This is a genomic window from Kribbella sp. NPDC050820 (genome assembly GCF_040653975.1).
Classification (GTDB): domain Bacteria; phylum Actinomycetota; class Actinomycetes; order Propionibacteriales; family Kribbellaceae; genus Kribbella.
Window position 1 is genome coordinate 1 of record NZ_JBFAHB010000001.1, and the last position, 16,343, is coordinate 16,343.

Annotated in this window: 16 protein-coding genes; 5 read left to right on the plus strand and 11 right to left on the minus strand. The window is 69.6% G+C overall.

Translation table 11 applies throughout. From position 1 onward, the window contains the following. Positions 1-1,770: 1,770 nt before the first annotated feature. From AB0H36_RS00005 to AB0H36_RS00020, 4 genes are all read right to left on the minus strand, one after another. Complete coding sequence (locus AB0H36_RS00005; RefSeq protein ID WP_360513736.1) at positions 1,771-2,121, minus strand: DUF3817 domain-containing protein; 351 nt, start codon at positions 2,119-2,121, stop codon at positions 1,771-1,773. Positions 2,122-2,386: 265 nt separating this feature from the next. Beyond that, positions 2,387-3,223 (minus strand): SURF1 family protein, encoded by an 837-nt coding sequence (locus tag AB0H36_RS00010; protein ID WP_360513739.1) that lies wholly within the window; start codon positions 3,221-3,223, stop codon positions 2,387-2,389. A gap of 7 nt (positions 3,224-3,230) precedes the next feature. Then, positions 3,231-4,178 carry a D-alanine--D-alanine ligase gene (locus AB0H36_RS00015; RefSeq protein ID WP_360513742.1) on the minus strand — a complete coding sequence of 316 codons (948 nt, stop codon included), beginning with the start codon at positions 4,176-4,178 and terminating at the stop codon, positions 3,231-3,233. Positions 4,179-4,311: 133 nt separating this feature from the next. Further along, complete coding sequence (locus AB0H36_RS00020; protein WP_360513745.1) at positions 4,312-5,622, minus strand: PLP-dependent aminotransferase family protein; 1,311 nt, start codon at positions 5,620-5,622, stop codon at positions 4,312-4,314. A 194-nt stretch (positions 5,623-5,816) separates the two neighbouring features. On the opposite strand from AB0H36_RS00020, the gene AB0H36_RS00025 reads away from it, so the two are divergent. The 4 genes from AB0H36_RS00025 to AB0H36_RS00040 all read left to right on the plus strand — a co-directional run bounded on the left by AB0H36_RS00025 (position 5,817) and on the right by AB0H36_RS00040 (position 7,807). Next, positions 5,817-6,005 carry a hypothetical protein gene (locus AB0H36_RS00025; RefSeq protein WP_337000627.1) on the plus strand — a complete coding sequence of 63 codons (189 nt, stop codon included), beginning with the start codon at positions 5,817-5,819 and terminating at the stop codon, positions 6,003-6,005. 70 nt (positions 6,006-6,075) lie between these two features. Next, complete coding sequence (locus AB0H36_RS00030; RefSeq protein ID WP_360513750.1) at positions 6,076-6,729, plus strand: GNAT family N-acetyltransferase; 654 nt, start codon at positions 6,076-6,078, stop codon at positions 6,727-6,729. Then, the gene (locus tag AB0H36_RS00035; RefSeq protein ID WP_360513753.1) at positions 6,726-7,133 is read left to right on the plus strand and encodes a DUF2784 domain-containing protein; all 408 of its coding nucleotides are present in this window, start codon (positions 6,726-6,728) and stop codon (positions 7,131-7,133) included. Before AB0H36_RS00030 ends, AB0H36_RS00035 begins: the two co-directional genes overlap by 4 nt. A gap of 29 nt (positions 7,134-7,162) precedes the next feature. Beyond that, positions 7,163-7,807 (plus strand): permease prefix domain 1-containing protein, encoded by a 645-nt coding sequence (locus tag AB0H36_RS00040; protein ID WP_360513756.1) that lies wholly within the window; start codon positions 7,163-7,165, stop codon positions 7,805-7,807. Here the strand turns inward: AB0H36_RS00040 and AB0H36_RS00045 are convergent. After that, positions 7,787-8,113, minus strand: coding sequence for a helix-turn-helix transcriptional regulator (locus AB0H36_RS00045; RefSeq protein ID WP_360513759.1), 327 nt, complete (start codon positions 8,111-8,113; stop codon positions 7,787-7,789). The genes AB0H36_RS00040 and AB0H36_RS00045 overlap by 21 nt on opposite strands. Before the next feature lie 78 nt (positions 8,114-8,191). Here AB0H36_RS00045 and AB0H36_RS00050 point away from each other — a divergent pair, with 78 nt between their 5' ends. Next, a complete protein-coding gene (locus AB0H36_RS00050) occupies positions 8,192-10,342 on the plus strand; it encodes an MMPL family transporter (RefSeq protein ID WP_360513762.1) in 2,151 nt (716 codons plus the stop codon). A gap of 3 nt (positions 10,343-10,345) precedes the next feature. Here AB0H36_RS00050 and AB0H36_RS00055 read toward each other — a convergent pair whose 3' ends face one another. From AB0H36_RS00055 to AB0H36_RS00080, 6 genes are all read right to left on the minus strand, one after another. Further along, positions 10,346-11,470 (minus strand): N-acetylmuramoyl-L-alanine amidase, encoded by a 1,125-nt coding sequence (locus AB0H36_RS00055; RefSeq protein ID WP_360513765.1) that lies wholly within the window; start codon positions 11,468-11,470, stop codon positions 10,346-10,348. Positions 11,471-11,512: 42 nt separating this feature from the next. Continuing rightward, complete coding sequence (gene trxA / locus AB0H36_RS00060; RefSeq protein WP_360513768.1) at positions 11,513-11,842, minus strand: thioredoxin; 330 nt, start codon at positions 11,840-11,842, stop codon at positions 11,513-11,515. Positions 11,843-11,871: 29 nt separating this feature from the next. Then, positions 11,872-12,855, minus strand: coding sequence for a thioredoxin-disulfide reductase (gene trxB / locus AB0H36_RS00065; RefSeq protein ID WP_360513771.1), 984 nt, complete (start codon positions 12,853-12,855; stop codon positions 11,872-11,874). Positions 12,856-12,962: 107 nt separating this feature from the next. Continuing rightward, on the minus strand, positions 12,963-13,718 hold the full coding sequence (locus AB0H36_RS00070) for a hypothetical protein (RefSeq protein ID WP_360513774.1): 756 nt from the start codon (positions 13,716-13,718) through the stop codon (positions 12,963-12,965). A 288-nt stretch (positions 13,719-14,006) separates the two neighbouring features. After that, positions 14,007-14,705, minus strand: coding sequence for an RNA polymerase sigma factor SigM (gene sigM / locus AB0H36_RS00075; protein ID WP_360513777.1), 699 nt, complete (start codon positions 14,703-14,705; stop codon positions 14,007-14,009). Next, positions 14,702-16,339, minus strand: coding sequence for a protein kinase family protein (locus tag AB0H36_RS00080; RefSeq protein WP_360513780.1), 1,638 nt, complete (start codon positions 16,337-16,339; stop codon positions 14,702-14,704). Before AB0H36_RS00080 ends, sigM begins: the two co-directional genes overlap by 4 nt. Between the last annotated feature and the right edge of the window lie 4 nt (positions 16,340-16,343).

Sequence of the window (16,343 nt, forward strand, 5' to 3'; positions counted from 1 at the left end):
GCCGCGTCCCCACCGCCCCGACCGACGAACCATGAACCAGAAGATGGTCAACATTCAGTTGCCGCAAGCTGGTCAGTTTTCGGCTGCCGTTGACAACGGTGAGCTGGCGCGCACCCCACATCGCCACCATCGCCGACGCATAGCCCGGCGGACGACATGCCGAACGACGCGGTGCCGGCCGCGAGTGGCCTGGACCGAGCGCGCGCGGCGTGCGGCCTCGCGCACCTCCACACAGAGCGCGAAGAACAGTTGGGGAGTTCGGCGGTGTTGCTCGGGGCGCGGCCCGTGGTGTCGGTCTGCGTGCGCGGACCGCGGTGCTCGTTGTGGTGACGATCGCGCTGCTGGTGAGGATCGCGCTGCTGGTGGGTCGTGAGGACCGCGGCGCCTGTCGGTGGTGACGCCCGGGGCGTGGAGCGGCGCGGATCCCAGCGGCGGCGACGCGGCGCGGTCCCCAGCGGCGACGCGGCGCGGACAGCTCCGTCGGGGTCGCCGTGGAAGCGTCAGGCTCTTGCCTACAGGTGCGGCCGAGGAGGATGCGCTGGGCTTGCTCCGACTCCGCCTCCGACCCCGCCTCCGACCCCGACTCCGGCCTACGGTCCGCCCTTCCGGCTCCGGTTCCAGCACCGGTCCTGGGGCCCGGGCTTCCGCTCCAGGGATTCGAGCTCCCGTCTTCGAGTTCCCGTTTCGAGCCCATCGCCTTCGAGCCCTCGCCCTTGAGCCCTCGCCCTCGAGGCCCCGCCTTGGAGACGCCCGCCTTCGAGGCGCCGTCTTCGGGTCGTCTGCGCCACCGCGGGAGTCGGCCGTACGACGATCTTCGTCGCAGCGTTCCTGTCTTCGGGTTCCAGCTCCGAGTCCGCCCCGGCTTCCGGGTTCCGGATTTCGGTGTCCGGCCGCACTGGTCACCGTTCCGGGGTGCGGGCCGCCCGCGGTGGGAGGTGATCGAGTCCGACCGTTCAATTGACCGGCTCGGGGTGATCGCGGCTGCTCCGCGGGGTGGCCGCGGTCCCGTCGGCTCGGTCAGGTGGTTCCAGTCAGGTGGTCGAGCTCAGGTGGTGGGTGACTGATTCCGCAGCACCACCCGCGGCGCCTCGCTCAGAGGCCTGCTCAGGGACGCCGGTCAAGGGCACTCGAGGGGTGCGCGTCGGCCGGGGCCGGGAGGTGGCGGCGGGGTGAATCTGTCGTCTCGGGTGGCACGTGGTGCCGGCTGGGTGGGACTGGTGTCGGGACTTGTGGTGTGGTCCGGCGACGAGGTGGCAGGGGTGAGCCAGGCGGTCGGGTGCTGGGCCTGCTGGGTGTCCCACCGTGCACGACGTGTTCGGCCATGCTGCTCTGGTTGGAGCTTCGGTGTGGCGGGGTGGGGACTGGGGGCTAGGGGTCTCGGTGCGTGATGGGGTGGCACCGGGGTCAGCTCGGGCACCTTCAGCCCTGGACCTTCGCGCCCGAGTGGATTGGGGTTGAGGGGCGGAATTCCTCCGTCAGCGGGATTCTGGGCGAGGTGGTGTGGCGGTCGTGGGGTGGATTTGGGTGGGTTGGTGAGGAGAGGTGGTTCAGGAGGCGGGTTGCTGGTGGGTGGCGGGGAAAGCGGCGCGGGGTGCGGAGGGCGATCCTTGCTCAGGATCGTGCTCACAGAGGAATTTCGGGGGGGGGGGGCGTCGCCGGGGGCTGGGGCGCGCGGCAGGTGATCCGTTGGCGGGCGCAGCCCGGGGAGCGGGATTTGTCGACAAATTTACTTGGGGATTTGCGGTGGATGTTTCATGTGAAACATCGGGGTCAGGCGGTTAGTTCGTGGGTGGTCTTGCGCTCGGCGTAGAAGGAGAGGAAGGGGATGGTGCCGGCCAGGGCGACTAGGACCAGGCGGAGGAAGGACCAGCGGACGCGGCGGAAGAGGTCGAAGGTGGCCAGGAGGTAGACCACGTAGAGGAAGCCGTGCATCGGGCCGATGACGTTCATGGCGCTGGGGTTGTCGGCCAGGTACTTCAGGGGCATCGCCACGAAGAGCAGGAGGAGGAGCATCACGCCGACGATGTACGCGATCACGCGGTAGCGGGTGAGTGCTCCGCGGACGGCCGGGGTGAGCGGCTGCGGGGTGGCGGAGGTGGCGGGGTCGGCTGGTGAAGTCACGCTGAAACGGTACCGCTTGACTCCACAGGCTTCTCAGGCTGGTTGGCGGTGCCAGCATCTACAGACCCAGACTTCCCGACCCAGTCCTTCCCGGCCCAGTGCCCACAGTCCCCGCACGTGCAGGCCCGGTGCTCGCAGGCCCGGTTCTGACGGAGCGGGTGCTGACGGAGCGAGTGCTTACAGACGCGGCACTTGCAGGCCCGGTGCTGATGGAGCTGGTGCTCACAGAGTTGGTGCTTACAGGCCGAGCAGCTGCAGGGTGTGCTTACAGGCCTGCGCTGACGGAGCCGGGGGTTTCGGTTGGGGTTTCGGTGGGTGGGGTGGGGTCTTGGTCGGGGTCGGCTTCGGCGGGGTCTTCGGAGCGGCGGGCGTCTTGGACCATGCGGGTCCACATCCAGAGGGTGAAGGCGGCGAAGATCCACCACTGGAAGGCGTAGGCCACGTTGCGGAGGCCGGCGTGGTCGGTGGGGGGAGCGGGGGGCGGTACGACGGCCGGCGCCGGCTGCGGCGTCGTACCGGAGTCGAGGGAGGTTTGTACGACGAAGGCGTCGTAGATCCGGTAGTCGACCATGTGGACGATGGTCGGGATCCGGAGGGAGGGGAGGACTCGACTGGCGGCGTCAGCGGAGGCGTCCTGGGCTTCGGAGGCGGCTACCGCGCCGGTCAGGGAGACCGGGCCGGTCGGCGCCTTGGCGGCTGGATCTGAGGGGGAGGAGACCCACCCACGGACCACCATCACCGCCCCTTGCCCAGCGGGAGAGTTGTCCAGCATTACGGGGGTGACAACCCAGAGGCCGTCTTGGGTGCCGTTGCGGCGGTCGGTGATGAAGAGTTGGTCGGCGGCCGGGCCCCAGGTGCCGCTCACGGTGACGCGGCGGCCGACGGCTTTGGAGGGGAGGCCCTCGTCGATGGAGAAGAGCGACTGGAGCGCGACCGGCGCCCCCTCGGCGCGCTTGGCGGTCGCGGCTGCGGTCTTCGACTGGTAGACCTGCAGCTGCCACACGCCCATCACCGACATCACCGTGGCGAGCGTCAGTGCCAGCAGGAGCAGCCCGAACCACCGCGGCGTGAACGCTGTCCGCCAGAAGGACTGCTCAGGCATCAGGACCTCAACGAGCCGCGGCAGCAGCCAGCAGGTCGCGGCACAGCACACCGAGCTCGATCCCGGCGGCCTCCGCGGCGAGCGGGACCAAGGACGTCTCCGTCATCCCCGGCGCCACGTTGACCTCCAGGAACCACGGAATTCCGGACGAGTCGACGACCAGGTCCGACCGCGACAGGTCCCGCAGGCCCAGCGCCTCATGTGCCGTTACAGCCGCGGCGGCACACGCCGCAGCCACGCCCGCATCCAACCGAGCCGGTACGACGAACTGCGTGGCGCCGGCCGTATACCGGGCCTCGTAGTCGTAGAACCCCGAGTCCGGCCGGATCTCCACCGCCGGCAGCGCCCGCGGTCCGCCGCCGGTGTCGACGACGGTCACCGCAACCTCGGTCCCGTCGATGTACTGCTCGATCAACGCGACCGGCCCGTAGGCGTAGCAGTTCACCATCGCCGACGGCAGCTCGTCCGTCGACCGCACGATCGAGGCGCCGAGCGCGGATCCACCACGCGCAGGCTTCACGACCAGCGGCAGCCCGATCTGCTTGATCACGGCCTCCATCAGCAGAATGGCGCCGAGCTCGCGGAAGGTGTCGTGTCCGAGCACCACGGAAGCGGGCGTGCAGAGTCCGGCTGCGGACACCATCGTCGACGCGACGGGCTTGTCGAAGGCGGTCCGGCAGGCTGCCGCGGCGGCGCCGACGTACGGAACGCCGTACAGGTCGAGGACCTGGCGGAGGGCGCCGTCCTCGCCGGTGACGCCGTGCAGGACGGGGAAGACCGCGTCCGGCGGATCGTCGCGGAGCCGTTCGACCAGGTTGGCGTCGACGTCGCGCTGCTCGACTTCCACGCCGACGCTGCGCAGGGCGTCGGCGACCCGCCGGCCGGACCGGAGCGAGACGTCCCGCTCGTGTGACAGTCCGCCTGCCAGTACCAGCACTCGACCCAGATCACTCATCACAAATATCCCGATCACTCGTGGACGACTCCGGCTCGGTCGCCGGTCCCGAGGCCCACTGGAACGGTACCCCTACCGTGTCAGGGACCCCCGGCCGCCCGCGGATCCATTGCGCAACCTTTGCGCAATGTCGCTAGCTCAGCTCCGGCCCGGGAGCGTCGTAGTCGCGCCTCGGCCCGGGCGTCATCGGCCCGAAGGTCTGCCGGAGCTCGAGCTCCTCGTTGACCACCGCAGCCAGCCGTCCGACCCCTTCGACGATCCGTGCCGGGGTCGGATGGCAGTACGACAGCCGCATGCACTGCGACCCGAAACCGTCGGCGAAAAAGGCGGTTCCGGGGACGTAGGCCACCCGGGCGGTGACCGCCCGCGGCAGCATCGCCTTCGCGTCCAGTCCGTCCGGCAGGGTGAGCCAGACGTAGAACCCGCCGCCCGGCCTGGTCCAGGTCGTTGCCGCAGGCATCTTCTCGGTCAGCGCCCCCAGCATCGCGTCGCGGCGCTCCCGGTACATCTCCCGGAACTGCTTCACCTGCCCGAGCCAGTCATGCCGGCTCAGGTACGACGAGATGGCGAGCTGACTGAACACCGGGGGACACAGGGTCGCCGACTCCTGTGCCAGCACGAGCTTCTCGCGGACCGCGTGCGGCGCGACCGCCCAGCCGACCCGGAACCCCGGTGCGAACGTCTTCGAGAACGAGCCGAGGTAGATCACGCCTTCGCGATCGTCGGCCCGCAAGGCGCGGTACGGGTCACCGTCGAAGCCGAGCAGGCCGTACGGATTGTCCTCGAGCACCAGCAGGTTGGCCCGCTGGCAGATCTCCAGCACCCGGGCACGCCGCTCGACCGAGAGCGAGACACCGGCCGGGTTGTGGAAGTTCGGGATCGTGTAGAAGAACTTGATCCGCTTGCCTGCGGCCCGCACCGACGCGATCGCCTGCTCCAGCGCCTCCGGCACCACGCCGTCGTCGTCCATCGTGACGTGCACGACCTCGCACTGGTACGCGCGGAACACGCCGAGGGCCCCGACGTACGACGGAGCCTCGCAGATCACCACGTCGCCCGGATCGCAGAACACCCGGGTCACTAGGTCCACTGCCTGCTGGCTGCCGACCGTGACCACGACGTCGTCCGGGTGGGCGTCGATCCCCTCCAGCCGCATCACGTCGCAGATCTGGTCCCGCAGCGTCGGGTCGCCCTGGCCGGAGCCGTACTGCATCGCGGTCGCGCCGCTGTCGATCACCAGGTCGCGGACCGCGCCGCCGACCACGTCCAGCGGCAGGCCGCCGATGTTCGGCATCCCGCCGGCCAGCGACACCACCTCGGGGCGGCTGGCGACGGCGAACAGGGCGCGGATCTCCGATGCCGTCATGCCCTTGGTGCGTGCTGCGTACCGATCGACGTAGTTGTCGAGACGCGTCTGCCGGACATCGGGCAGGTCAGCACTCACGAAGCCACTCCAACAGGTGATCGAGGGGAAGTCACCAGGTTACGCCGACCCACCCAAGCGCGCCTGGGCTGTGGATCTGCGTGACCTCTCACTACCATGCCTTATAGGGGCAGGTTCGACCATGCCGTGATCTGGCTGCTGAGACGGCCGGACGGCGGGTGCGGCCTGAGAGGTGGATGCGGAAGGCGGATCGGATGAGCGTGGGCAAGGCAGCCGGATGGACGCTCGGCGGACTGTTGCTGGGCGTGCTGGCCGGGTTCGCGGGCGAGCTGTTCCGGCGGCAACCGGCCGCGAAGGTGCAGCAGCGGTACGTCGCTCCGGAGGCGGCGGAGACCCCGGACGCGCGGAAGCCGGCACCGGCTCCCGCCCCGGCGGCACGATGAGCGACTCGACGATACGCGAGGCGATACTCACCGTGACCAAAAGCACAAGCTGTAGGACCAGAGCCCGCTGATGGCCCGACGGCTCGAACCGCTGACGCTCGCCAATCTCGGCGAGCTCCCGGTGCCGTGCCGTGACTGCGTGTTCTGGGAGCTGGACCCGGTAGCCGCCAAGCAGGCGGCCCGGACCGGTGACACCGGCCTCGAGAAGGAGGCCTGGTTGTCCCAGTTGCTGCTCGACTGGGGTAGCGCCGGCGTCGTGCTGTACGTCGACGACGAGCCCGCCGGTTTCGCGATATACGCCCCCGCGGCGTACCTGCCCCGGATCCAGGCGTTCCCGACCGCGCCGGTCAGCCCGGACGCCGTCGTACTGGCGACCGGGCGGGTCCTGCCGCGGTACCTGGGGCTCGGGCTGGGGAAGATCCTGGTGCAGGCGGTCGCGAAGGACGTGCTGAAACGGGGGTTCCGGGCGGTCGAGGCGTTCGGAGACTCGCGGTGGGACGGTCCGGGATGTGTCTGGCCGACCGAGTTCCTGCGGGCCGTCGGCTTCGGCGTCGTGCGCGAGCACCCGCGGAACCCACGGCTGCGACTGGACCTGCGGTCCGCGGTCACGTGGCGCAGCGAGATGGAGGCGGCGGTGGAGCGACTGATGGGAGCGATCCGGCCCGAACACACGCCCCCGGCACCGGTCACGGTCCGGGACGCCTTGAGCCGCACACCCTCATGATCTGGCGTCTGCTGGCGGACGTGATGTTCGTCCTGCACGCTGCCTTCCTGCTGTTCTTCGTGCTCGGCGCCTTCTTCGCCTGGAAGTGGCCCAAGCTGATCTGGGTGCATCTCGGCATCGTGGTCTGGAGCCTGGCGATCGTGGTCATCGACTACGACTGCCCGTTCACCGGAGTCGAGAAGTACTTCCTGCGCAGGGGTGGCGAGAGCGTCTACGAGGCCGGGTACATCAACCACTACCTGGACGGCACGATCTGGCCCGAGGGCGCGACCCCGACCGCGGAGAAGATCGGCTTCGCTCTCGTCGTGATCGGGTACGTCGGCTTCTTCGTACTGCGGCACCGCCGTCGCAAGGCCGCCGCGCAGCCCGATGTCAGGGGAGACTCAGTGGGACCCCGGACGTGATCCGGACGGTCCGTCTCCATACTGGAGGCGTGTCCAGCACTGTCGACGAGTACCTGACCGGACTGAGCCGCGCACTGCCCGGCCCGCGCCGGCGCAAGGACGACCTGCTGGCCGAGGCGCGGGACCACCTGACCGACGCGACCGAGGCCTTCGAGGCCGACGGTCTCGACCGGCGCAGCGCTGAGCGCGAGGCCGTCGCCGACTTCGGTGCGCTCGACGAGGTCGTGCCCGGCTATCGCGCCGAGCTGGCGGTCAGCCAGAGCCGGCGGACCGCCATGCTGCTGTTCCTCGTGCTGATCCTGCAGCCGATCGTCTGGCAGGAGAACGCCTGGAGCTGGAACCAGGACCCGGTCCAGGAGACTGCGCTCAACGACTTCCTCCAGACGCTGGTCCGGAGCATCGGGACGGTGTCGATCGCCGGCGCCGTCCTCGCGGTGATCGGGGCCGGCGTCGGGATGCGCTACCCGATCGTCCGCGACCGGATCAGCCGGGTGACGGCGCAGTTCGCGATCGCCAGCTCGGTGGTGATCAGCGGGATCGGGGTGGGGATGGCGTCGACGAGTACGCGTCCGGGCACCTTGCTCGACTACGCGGTCGTGTCGAGTTTCGTCGTACTGCCGCTGCTGTTCGTCGGGCTGCAGGCCGGGCGGACCTTACGCCTGGCCCGGGCGTAGCACGCCTTCCACGACAGTGCGGAAGGTCAGCCACTCCTGCTTGCCTGAGGCAAGCATCTTCTGGCCGGCCGAGGTGAGCTGGTAGGTCCGGCGCTTCCGCCCGCCGACCGTACTCCACTCACTGGCCAGGTAGCCGGCCCGCTCGAGCCGCCGCAGTGCCGGGTACAGCGTCCCGGTCGGCAGGTCGAGCTCTCCGCCGCTGCGCTCCAGCAGCGCCTCCATGATCGCGTAGCCGTGCAGCGGCTGGTCCTCGACGACGGCCAGGATCATCGGGTCGAGGTGTCCACGCAGCGCATCCGCCTTCATGTAGCCAGTCTACTCATATGTCTGTTACTGTCGAGCGGCAACATGTAGCGAATCTACTTATTAAGGGAGGCGCAAGCCATGACCGTGGACACTCCAGTACGGCGACAGCCCGGGAAGGAGGGTGGACGCCCTGGGCTGCTGCACCGGGTGTCCGGCTGGTCGATGCGGCACGCCGGCATCGCCGTACTGCTCTGGGTGGTGGCCCTGGTCGCCGTGACGGCCGCCTCGAGCCTGATCGGCGACAACTACCGCAACGACAACTCGCTGCCGGGGACCGACTCCCAGCGGGTGACCGACATCTTCCGTGAGCACCAACCGCAGGGCGACACCGCGTCAGTGCAGATCGTCCTCCACGCCGACAACGGCCTGGCGGCAGAGAAGCAGCGGATCGCGTCGATGCTCGCGGTCGTCGGCGACCTCCCGCACGTGGCTTCGGTGGCCGACCCGTTCACGGCTCCGGGATCACTGTCCCAGGACGGACGTACGGCGTACTCCACCGTCGGACTGGACACGACGGTCGAGGAGATGCCGATCGAGGACGTGCGGACGATCATCGAGCGGTCCCAGGACTTCGCACAGCCCGGCCTGCAGGTTGAGGTCGGTGGGGACCTGGCCCGCTCGGCGGCTGAGAGTGAGGGTGGTGCGGCCGAGGGAGCCGGCATCCTGGCCGCGCTGGTGATCCTGGTGTTCCTGTTCGGGTCGTTGCTTGCGGCAACGCTTCCGCTGCTGACCGCAGTGTTCGCCGTCGGCGGCACGCTCGGCCTGCTGGTGCTGGCGTCGCACCTGTTCACGGTGCCCGACTACACCGCGCCGGTGATGATGCTGGTGGGTCTCGGGGTCGGTATCGACTACGCGTTGCTGATCTTCTCGCGCTACCGCCACGAGCTTTTGAAGGACGGGACCGATCGGGCGAGCGCCGCGATGGTTGCCCTGGACACTGCCGGCCGCTCGGTGATGTTCGCGGGATGCACGGTGGTGATAGCGCTGCTCGGTCTGCTGGCGCTCGGCCTCGGTGCACTGCAAGGCGTCGCGCTCGGTGTCACCCTGACCGTGTTGATGACGATGCTGGCGGCGGTGAGCCTGCTGCCCGCGCTACTCACGCTGTTCGGCAAGCGGATCGAGAAGAGTGTCCGCAAGCATGCTGCGAAGAAGCGCCGTACGCCCGGTGATGGCTGGCGGAAGCTGGCGGCAGTCGTCCAGCGGGGGCCGTGGGTGCCGCTGGTGCTCGGGACGGCCGCGCTGATCGCGCTGTCGCTGCCGGCGTTGGACATGCGGCTCGGGTTCGCGGACGCGGGCACGGACGACCCGGCCAAGACGAGCCGCAAGGCGTACGACCTGCTGGCCCAGGGCTTCGGGCCAGGGTTCAACGGGCCGCTCGTGGTGGTGACCGAAGGCGATGCGGCTGCAGCGCAGGCGCTCGGCCAGACGCTGCAGAAGGATCCGAACATCGCAGCCGTGACTCCGCCGCAGCTGACACCCGACGGCAAGGTCGCGACCGTACTGGCGTTCCCGAAGTCAGCTCCTCAGGACGCGGCGACCAGCGAGCTCGTCGAACGGCTGCGCGACGACACACTGCCGGCCCTCGAGTCGCAGACGAACGCGACGTACCTGGTCGGTGGTGCGACTGCAGCGGCCGACGACTTCGCGTCCGCGGTCAGCAACCGGCTGCCGATCTTCGTGCTGGTCGTGGTTGGGTTGTCGGCCCTGCTGCTGATGGCGGTGTTCCGGTCGATCCTGATCCCGCTGAAGGCAGCGGTGCTCAACCTGCTCAGCATCGGCGCCTCGCTCGGCGTCATCACGCTGGTCTTCCAGCAGGGCTGGTTCGGTGCGCAGCCCGGTCCGATCGAGGCGTTCGTCCCGGTGATGATCTTCGCGATCGTCTTCGGGTTGTCGATGGACTACGAGGTCTTCCTGGTCTCCCGGATCCATGAGGAGTGGCGGCGTACCAAGGACGCTCGGGAAGCGGTCCGCGAAGGGCTGGCGAACACCGGCAGCGTGATCACCGCGGCGGCCGCGATCATGATCGTGGTATTCGGCGCGTTCCTGCTCAGCCCGGACCGGATGCTGAAGCAGTTCGGGCTCGGCCTGGCGACCGCCGTACTGCTGGACGCCGTGCTGATCCGGTGCGTGATCGTGCCGGCCGTGATGCGCCTGTTCGGCAACCGCGCCTGGTGGCTGCCGCGCGGCCTCGACCGCGCGCTGCCGAAGATCGCGTTGGAGAAGGAGTAGCGGTCAGACCGTGAGTTGGCCGAAGCGAAGCATTCCGGTGGCCGCGTCCTGCTCCGGCGGCAGGTAGACCCGCTGGATCGCGACCACGATCGCTTCGGCCACCACGTCGCGGAAGGCGGGGTCGGCCAGCCGGGCCGAGTCGTGCGGGTTGGTGACGTACCCGATCTCGAGCCGGACCGCAGGCATCTTGGTCCGGCGCAGCAGGTCCCACGTCTTGGCGTGCGTCCGGCAGTTCAGCAGGTCGGTGCGCGCCACGATCTCGCGCTGCACCAGTCCGGCGAACTGCTCGCCGACGCTGGACGAGGCACCGTGCAGGTCGTTGCCGTAGTAGTACGTCGCGACGCCCTGCGCCTCCGGGTTCATCGACCCGTCGGTGTGCAGCGACACACAGAGGTTCGCGTCCGTCTCGTTCGCGAACGCGGCCCGGGCCAGCTCGTCCGGCCCCTGGTCCCGCCCCCGCGACAGATACGCGCGCACGCCGGTCGCGCCGAGTCGACCCTCGATCCGGGAGGCCAGGTCGTACGCGACGTCGGACTCGCGCAGGCCGAAGCCCTCCCAGCCGTAGTCGAAACCGCCGTGGCCGGGGTCGATCACGACGGTCTTGCCGGACAGCCGCGGACCCGCGGCCCGGACCGCCTCGGAGGCACGCAGCGCGTCCGGCCGGCCGCCGGTCGCCATCGGCCTGATCCGCTGCAGCGCCTTGAACGTCGACGGACCGCACGTGCCGTCGGCCGGCAGGCCCATGTTGCGCTGGAACTCGGTCACCGCGCGCTGGGTGTCCGCACCGAAGATGCCGTCGATCCGGGCCACCGCGAAGCCGAGCTCCTGCAGCTTCGCCTGCAGCGCCAGCACGTCGTCACCGGTCAGCGGGTGCGAGACGACGTACGTCAGCAGCCGGTCACCCAGCCGCCAGCGCGCGTCGTCGATCGCCCGGTAGGTCTGCGGACCGACGATCCCGTCGATCATCAGCCCGCGTTGCTGCTGGAAGCCCCGCACAGCGTCCGCGGTCGCCTCGTCGTAGACGGCGTGACCGCCTTCCAGCAAGCCGAGCCGCTGGAGCTTGCCGATGATCTCGGCGACGGCCTCACCGCTGTCGCCGATCCGGTACACGCCGTGGGGGCCTTCCATCAACTGCTCCTTGCCGTGTGGCGGACGGGGGTTGTCCGGACCTCAGGAGGTGAAGTCGGCCAGCTCCTTGAGCAGCGCCGCCTTCGGCTTGGCGCCGACGATGGACTTGGCCAGCTCACCGTTCACGTAGACGTTGATGGTAGGGATACCGGTGACGCGGTAGTTGCTCGGGGTGACCGGGTTCTCGTCCACGTTCATCTTCAGGAAGGTGATCTTGTCGCCGTGGTCCTGGTTCAGCTCCTCCAGGATCGGGGAGACCTGGCGGCACGGCCCGCACCACTCGGCCCAGAAGTCCACCAGCACCGGCTTGTCGCTCTTCAGCACGGTCTGGTCGAACTCGGCGTCGGTGACGGCCTTCATCTTCTCGCCCACGGGCGTATCTCCTTCAGTGATTGTCAGGGTCAGACGGTGACAGGCTCGGTGGCCGCGGCGGCGGCCGCGGTGGCCTCGTGCTCGAGGGTGGCCAGGAAGCGCTCGGCGTCCAGGGCGGCCGCACAGCCGGTGCCGGCGGCGGTGATCGCCTGCCGGTAGGTGTGGTCCACCAGGTCGCCGGCGGCGAAGACGCCGGGCAGGTTGGTCTCGGTGCTGCCCTCGCGGACCAGGACGTAGCCCTCCTCGTCCAGGCGCACCTGGCCCTTGACCAGCTCCGAGCGCGGGTCGTGCCCGATGGCGATGAACAGGCCGGTCACCGGCAGCTCCCGGGTCTCACCGGTCACGGTGTCCCGCAGGGTGAGGCCGGTCAGCTTGTCGTCGCCGTGGATCTCGGCGACCTCGGAGTTCCAGGCGAAGTCGATCTTGTCGTTCGCGAACGCCCGGTCGGCCATGATCTTGGACGCGCGCAGCTCGTCGCGGCGGTGGATCAGGGTGACCTTCTTCCCGAACCGGGTCAGGAAGGTGGCCTCCTCGACGGCCGAGTCGCCGCCGCCGACCACCGCGATCTCCTGCTCGCGGAAGAAGAAGCCGTCACAGGTCGCACACCAGGACACGCCGTGCCCGGACATCCGCTCCTCGTCCGGCAGACCGAGCTTGCGGTAGCCCGAGCCCATCGCCAGGATCACGGTCTTGGCCCGGTGCTCGGTGCCGGCCGAGTCGGTGACGGACTTGATCTCGCCCGTCAGGTCCATCGAGACGATGTCGTCCGGCACCAGCTCGGCGCCGAAGCGCTCGGCCTGGGTCCGCATCTCGTCCATCAGCGCCGGGCCCATGATGCCCTCGCTGAAGCCGGGGAAGTTCTCCACCTCGGTGGTGGTCATCAGCGCACCGCCCGCGGTGACCGAGCCCTCGAAGACGAGCGGCTCGAGCCGGGCGCGTGCGGCGTACACGGCGGCCGTGTAGCCGGCCGGTCCGGAGCCGACGATGATGACGTTGCGGACTGAGTCGCTCATGCAGGCGTTCCTCGTGTCGTCGAGACTGGTACGTCGTACTCAACGGATCCTAGAGGCCGACCATTCCCACGGTACCCATGGCGGGGCCGGGTGAGTCCAGCGGCGTCTCAGCGATTGCGAAGGGTCACCGTGGTGTCGTAGAACGGGCTGGCTGCCCCGCCCGGATCGCTACAGCCGGTGACCACGAACAGCTGGATGTCACGGGGCGAGCCGCCTTGCAGGCCGATCAGGATCGACCGGCGGCCGTCGACCTTGACGGGCTGGACCAGCTGGACGTTCGGGTTCGGCCGGCCGGAGGCGAAGGTGCGGGCGCAGGCGATCTCGGTGGCGGTGCCGTTCAGCAGCGCTCCGTTGGTCTTCTCCAGCCACTGCTGGGCTTCCGGACCGACGTCCTTGGTGGTCATCGTCGGCACACCGGTCGGCAGCGCGGCCGTCGGGTTGGTGGCGTCGCTGCCCTGGTCCTTCGTGGCGAAGACCACACCGACGCCGATCGCCGCCACGACCACGACACCGGCGGCCACGGTCAGCAGCTTGGGGATGTGCCGGCGCGGCTCCTCGCGGATCTGGACCAGCGAGTGCACGCCGACGGTGGACGATCGCAGTACAGACTCCGAGACGATCACCTGGTCGAGGTGCTCGGCGACGTCGGCCGGCATCGGGATGTCCGCGCGGCCCTCCTCGGCGAGATCCTCGGACAACTGCGTCAGCGCGTCGAATGTCTGCTGACACTCCGGACATGCCTTCACATGCTCACGAGCTCGATGCGCCTCGGGCGCGGGCAACAGGTTCTCGATCAGGTCGGCGACGGTATCCGTGTCCAGGTGCTCGAGGTGCTCACTGGTCGGCAGACCGGGATCGGTCATCGGGAACTCGCCCCCTCGCGGGAGATGCCCAGGATCGGGCGCAGAGTGATCATCGGAATACTCCGGGTCGAGGCATGAAGGCTAGGTCGCAGCCCAGGACTCCCCTCATGCTCCGGTGCGTGCTGCGCGGCACTCGGCGGGCACCTCGCTGCACTGAAGCAAAGGTCACGATGCTCCGCATCGAAGCCTTCACTTCAGCACACCGAGGCACTCCACCGAGCACCTGCTCGCGACTGCACCGGAGCATGAGGCGAGTCCTCGGCGACTCCGCTTCGACGGAGTACCCAGTCATTCGGTTCCCACCGCTTCGGTGGCAGTTTTCTGCGGTACGTCGGACTCGTCGGCGCCGGCCCTGGTGGTCTGCCAGTGCCGGAGTAACGGCAGCAGCCGAGCGCGGCCGCGGGCGCAGCGGCTCTTCACCGTACCGGGTGCGCAGCCCAGGATGGCGGCGGCCTCCTCGATCGAGTAGCCCTCCATGTCGACCAGGACGAGGGCACTGCGCTGGTCCTCGTTGATCTGCTTGAGGGCGTTGAGCACGTCCAGCCGGCGCTCACGAACCTCGGCCGGGTCCTCCTCGGCCGGGCCGGCCAGCTCGGCGGCACGGTCCTCGTCCTCCGGCAGCGGGTCGGCGGCGCGGACCTGACGGCGGCGGATCCGGTCCAGGCAGGCGTTCACCACGATCCGGTGCAGCCAGGTGGTCACCTTGGCGTCCCCGCGGAACGAGTCGGCCCGGCGGAACGCCGAGATGAACGCCTCCTGCAGCGCGTCCGCGGCCTCCTCGGGCTCGCCCAGGGTCCGGATTGCGACCGCCCACATCCGGTCCCGGTGCCGCCGGACCAGGTGCCCGAACGTGTCCGGGTTGCCGGCCACGTGCAGCCGGAGCAGCTCGTGGTCGTCCATCTGGTCGTAGCTCACCGGCCCAGCATGCCCTTCCTGCTGGGCGACCGGCTCTGCCGCGCCGATCCGGGTGACATCAGGCGAGGTCATTTCTGGATTGTGACCTCCGAGATCTCACCGCGATAGCCGTTTCCGGCCTTCGGCAGCTTGGTCAGCCAGACCAGCACGTACTGCGTCTCGGTCGCCTTCGACAGCGTCAGCACCGAGCTGCCCGCGGGCTGGTCCTCCTCGCTCGCGACGGACGTCCAACCGCTCAGGGCAGTCGGCGACTTGGTCGGGTCCTTCGGCACCATGATCTCCAGGTCGGTCCCGTCACCCTTGAGTGCGACCGCCACCTTGGACACGCTCGTCGGCGCGCCCAGGTCGTAGATGATGCCGACGCCGTCCTTGAGGCCACCGAGGTTCGGCTTGTTCCGGTACGTCATGGTGTCCCAGGTCGTGTCCGCCTTGCCGTCGAACGTGTTGCGCACGTCCTCCGGGTGCTCCTCTTTGTCGCCCTGCGGGTCGAAGTCCTTGCCGCCGACGATCTTGACCGGTCCGGCGGCGGCCGGCGGAGGCGCGCTGCTCTGCGGAGCGGTGGTCTTCCCGGCGTCGTCCGACCCGCCGGACCCGTCGTTCAGGCCGCCCTTGAGCAGGAACTGGGCCATCGCGATCACCGACAGCAGCGCCAGCACGGCGAGCAGGATCAGGATCCGGCCGCCCCAGGAGCCCTTCGGCTTCGGCTCGTCGCGGCGCCGGTGGCCGTTGCCGTTCGACGGCGGTGGCGGCTGCCGGCGGACCGGTCGGGTCTCGGTCGCAGGCTGGTACGCCGAGTGCGACTGTTGACCGTTGGACTGGTACGCCGAGGGCGTCGGGTTCAGCGCGGGCGGCGTCGGCGGGACGACCTGGGTTGCGTCGTCGATGCTGCCGTTCTGCCGGGCGATCGCGACGGTCTCGTCCATCTGGCTCGGCGGCTCGTGCGAGCTGCCGACGACACCGGACAGGGCCGCGGACAGGCCGGCCGCGCTGGTGATCGGCGGCGCGTGATGCCGCGGCGGGTCACTGAGCAGCCGGTCGCTGATGTCGTCGAGCGACCGCGGCACGCCGGCGCGCACCTGGCGCGGGCTCAGGAGCCGGCCGTGCTCCACCGGAGCGGGCTGCAGGCCCCAGGCGGGCGCAGGACCTGGCCAGCGGCCAGTAAGAGAGGCATAGAGCAGCTCACCGAGGGCGCGGACGTCCTGCTCGGGCGAACCCGGACCGGTCGAGCGCAGCGCCGCCTCGGTGGCGAGACCGACGACCTTGATCGCTCCGGCGTCGGTGACGACGACGGTCGCGGGACTGATCGATCCATGGGCGAGACCGGTGCGGTGCAGGTTCTCCAGCGCTTCGGACACCTCGCGGGCCAGCCAGCCGGCCTGCTGGCCGGTCAGCGGTCCACTGCTGAGCATCCGCTCGAGCGGGCGGCCACCGGCCCACTCGCGGACGCAGTACGTGACGCCATCGTGCATGTCGCAGTCGAGCACCCGCAGGAAGCGCGGGTCGGCTGCCGCGGCGGCGCGCCGGGCGGCGTCGAAGAGCAGGTTGGTCCGGGGGTCGCCGACCGGCAGGACATCGACTACGACGGCCCGGCTGAGCACCTCGTCCACCGCTCGCCACACCCGCGCACCGTCGATCTCCGCGAGCAACTCGGCGATCCGGTAGCGGCCGGCCAGCAGGGCACCAGGACTGACTGTCTGGTTCGACACGTGT

What these genes read in the sequence shown, in the direction of transcription:
- trxB (WP_360513771.1), bottom strand. Translation starts at nt 12,855, where the DNA reads ATGAGCGACTCAGTCCGCAACGTCATCATCGTCGGCTCCGGACCGGCC.
- AB0H36_RS00070 (WP_360513774.1), bottom strand. Translation starts at nt 13,718, where the DNA reads ATGACCGATCCCGGTCTGCCGACCAGTGAGCACCTCGAGCACCTGGAC.
- AB0H36_RS00030 (WP_360513750.1), top strand. Translation starts at nt 6,076, where the DNA reads ATGGCCCGACGGCTCGAACCGCTGACGCTCGCCAATCTCGGCGAGCTC.
- sigM (WP_360513777.1), bottom strand. Translation starts at nt 14,705, where the DNA reads ATGACCTCGCCTGATGTCACCCGGATCGGCGCGGCAGAGCCGGTCGCC.
- AB0H36_RS00050 (WP_360513762.1), top strand. Translation starts at nt 8,192, where the DNA reads ATGACCGTGGACACTCCAGTACGGCGACAGCCCGGGAAGGAGGGTGGA.
- AB0H36_RS00015 (WP_360513742.1), bottom strand. Translation starts at nt 4,178, where the DNA reads ATGAGTGATCTGGGTCGAGTGCTGGTACTGGCAGGCGGACTGTCACAC.
- AB0H36_RS00035 (WP_360513753.1), top strand. Translation starts at nt 6,726, where the DNA reads ATGATCTGGCGTCTGCTGGCGGACGTGATGTTCGTCCTGCACGCTGCC.
- AB0H36_RS00055 (WP_360513765.1), bottom strand. Translation starts at nt 11,470, where the DNA reads ATGGAAGGCCCCCACGGCGTGTACCGGATCGGCGACAGCGGTGAGGCC.
- AB0H36_RS00010 (WP_360513739.1), bottom strand. Translation starts at nt 3,223, where the DNA reads ATGCCTGAGCAGTCCTTCTGGCGGACAGCGTTCACGCCGCGGTGGTTC.
- AB0H36_RS00045 (WP_360513759.1), bottom strand. Translation starts at nt 8,113, where the DNA reads ATGAAGGCGGATGCGCTGCGTGGACACCTCGACCCGATGATCCTGGCC.
- AB0H36_RS00025 (WP_337000627.1), top strand. Translation starts at nt 5,817, where the DNA reads ATGAGCGTGGGCAAGGCAGCCGGATGGACGCTCGGCGGACTGTTGCTG.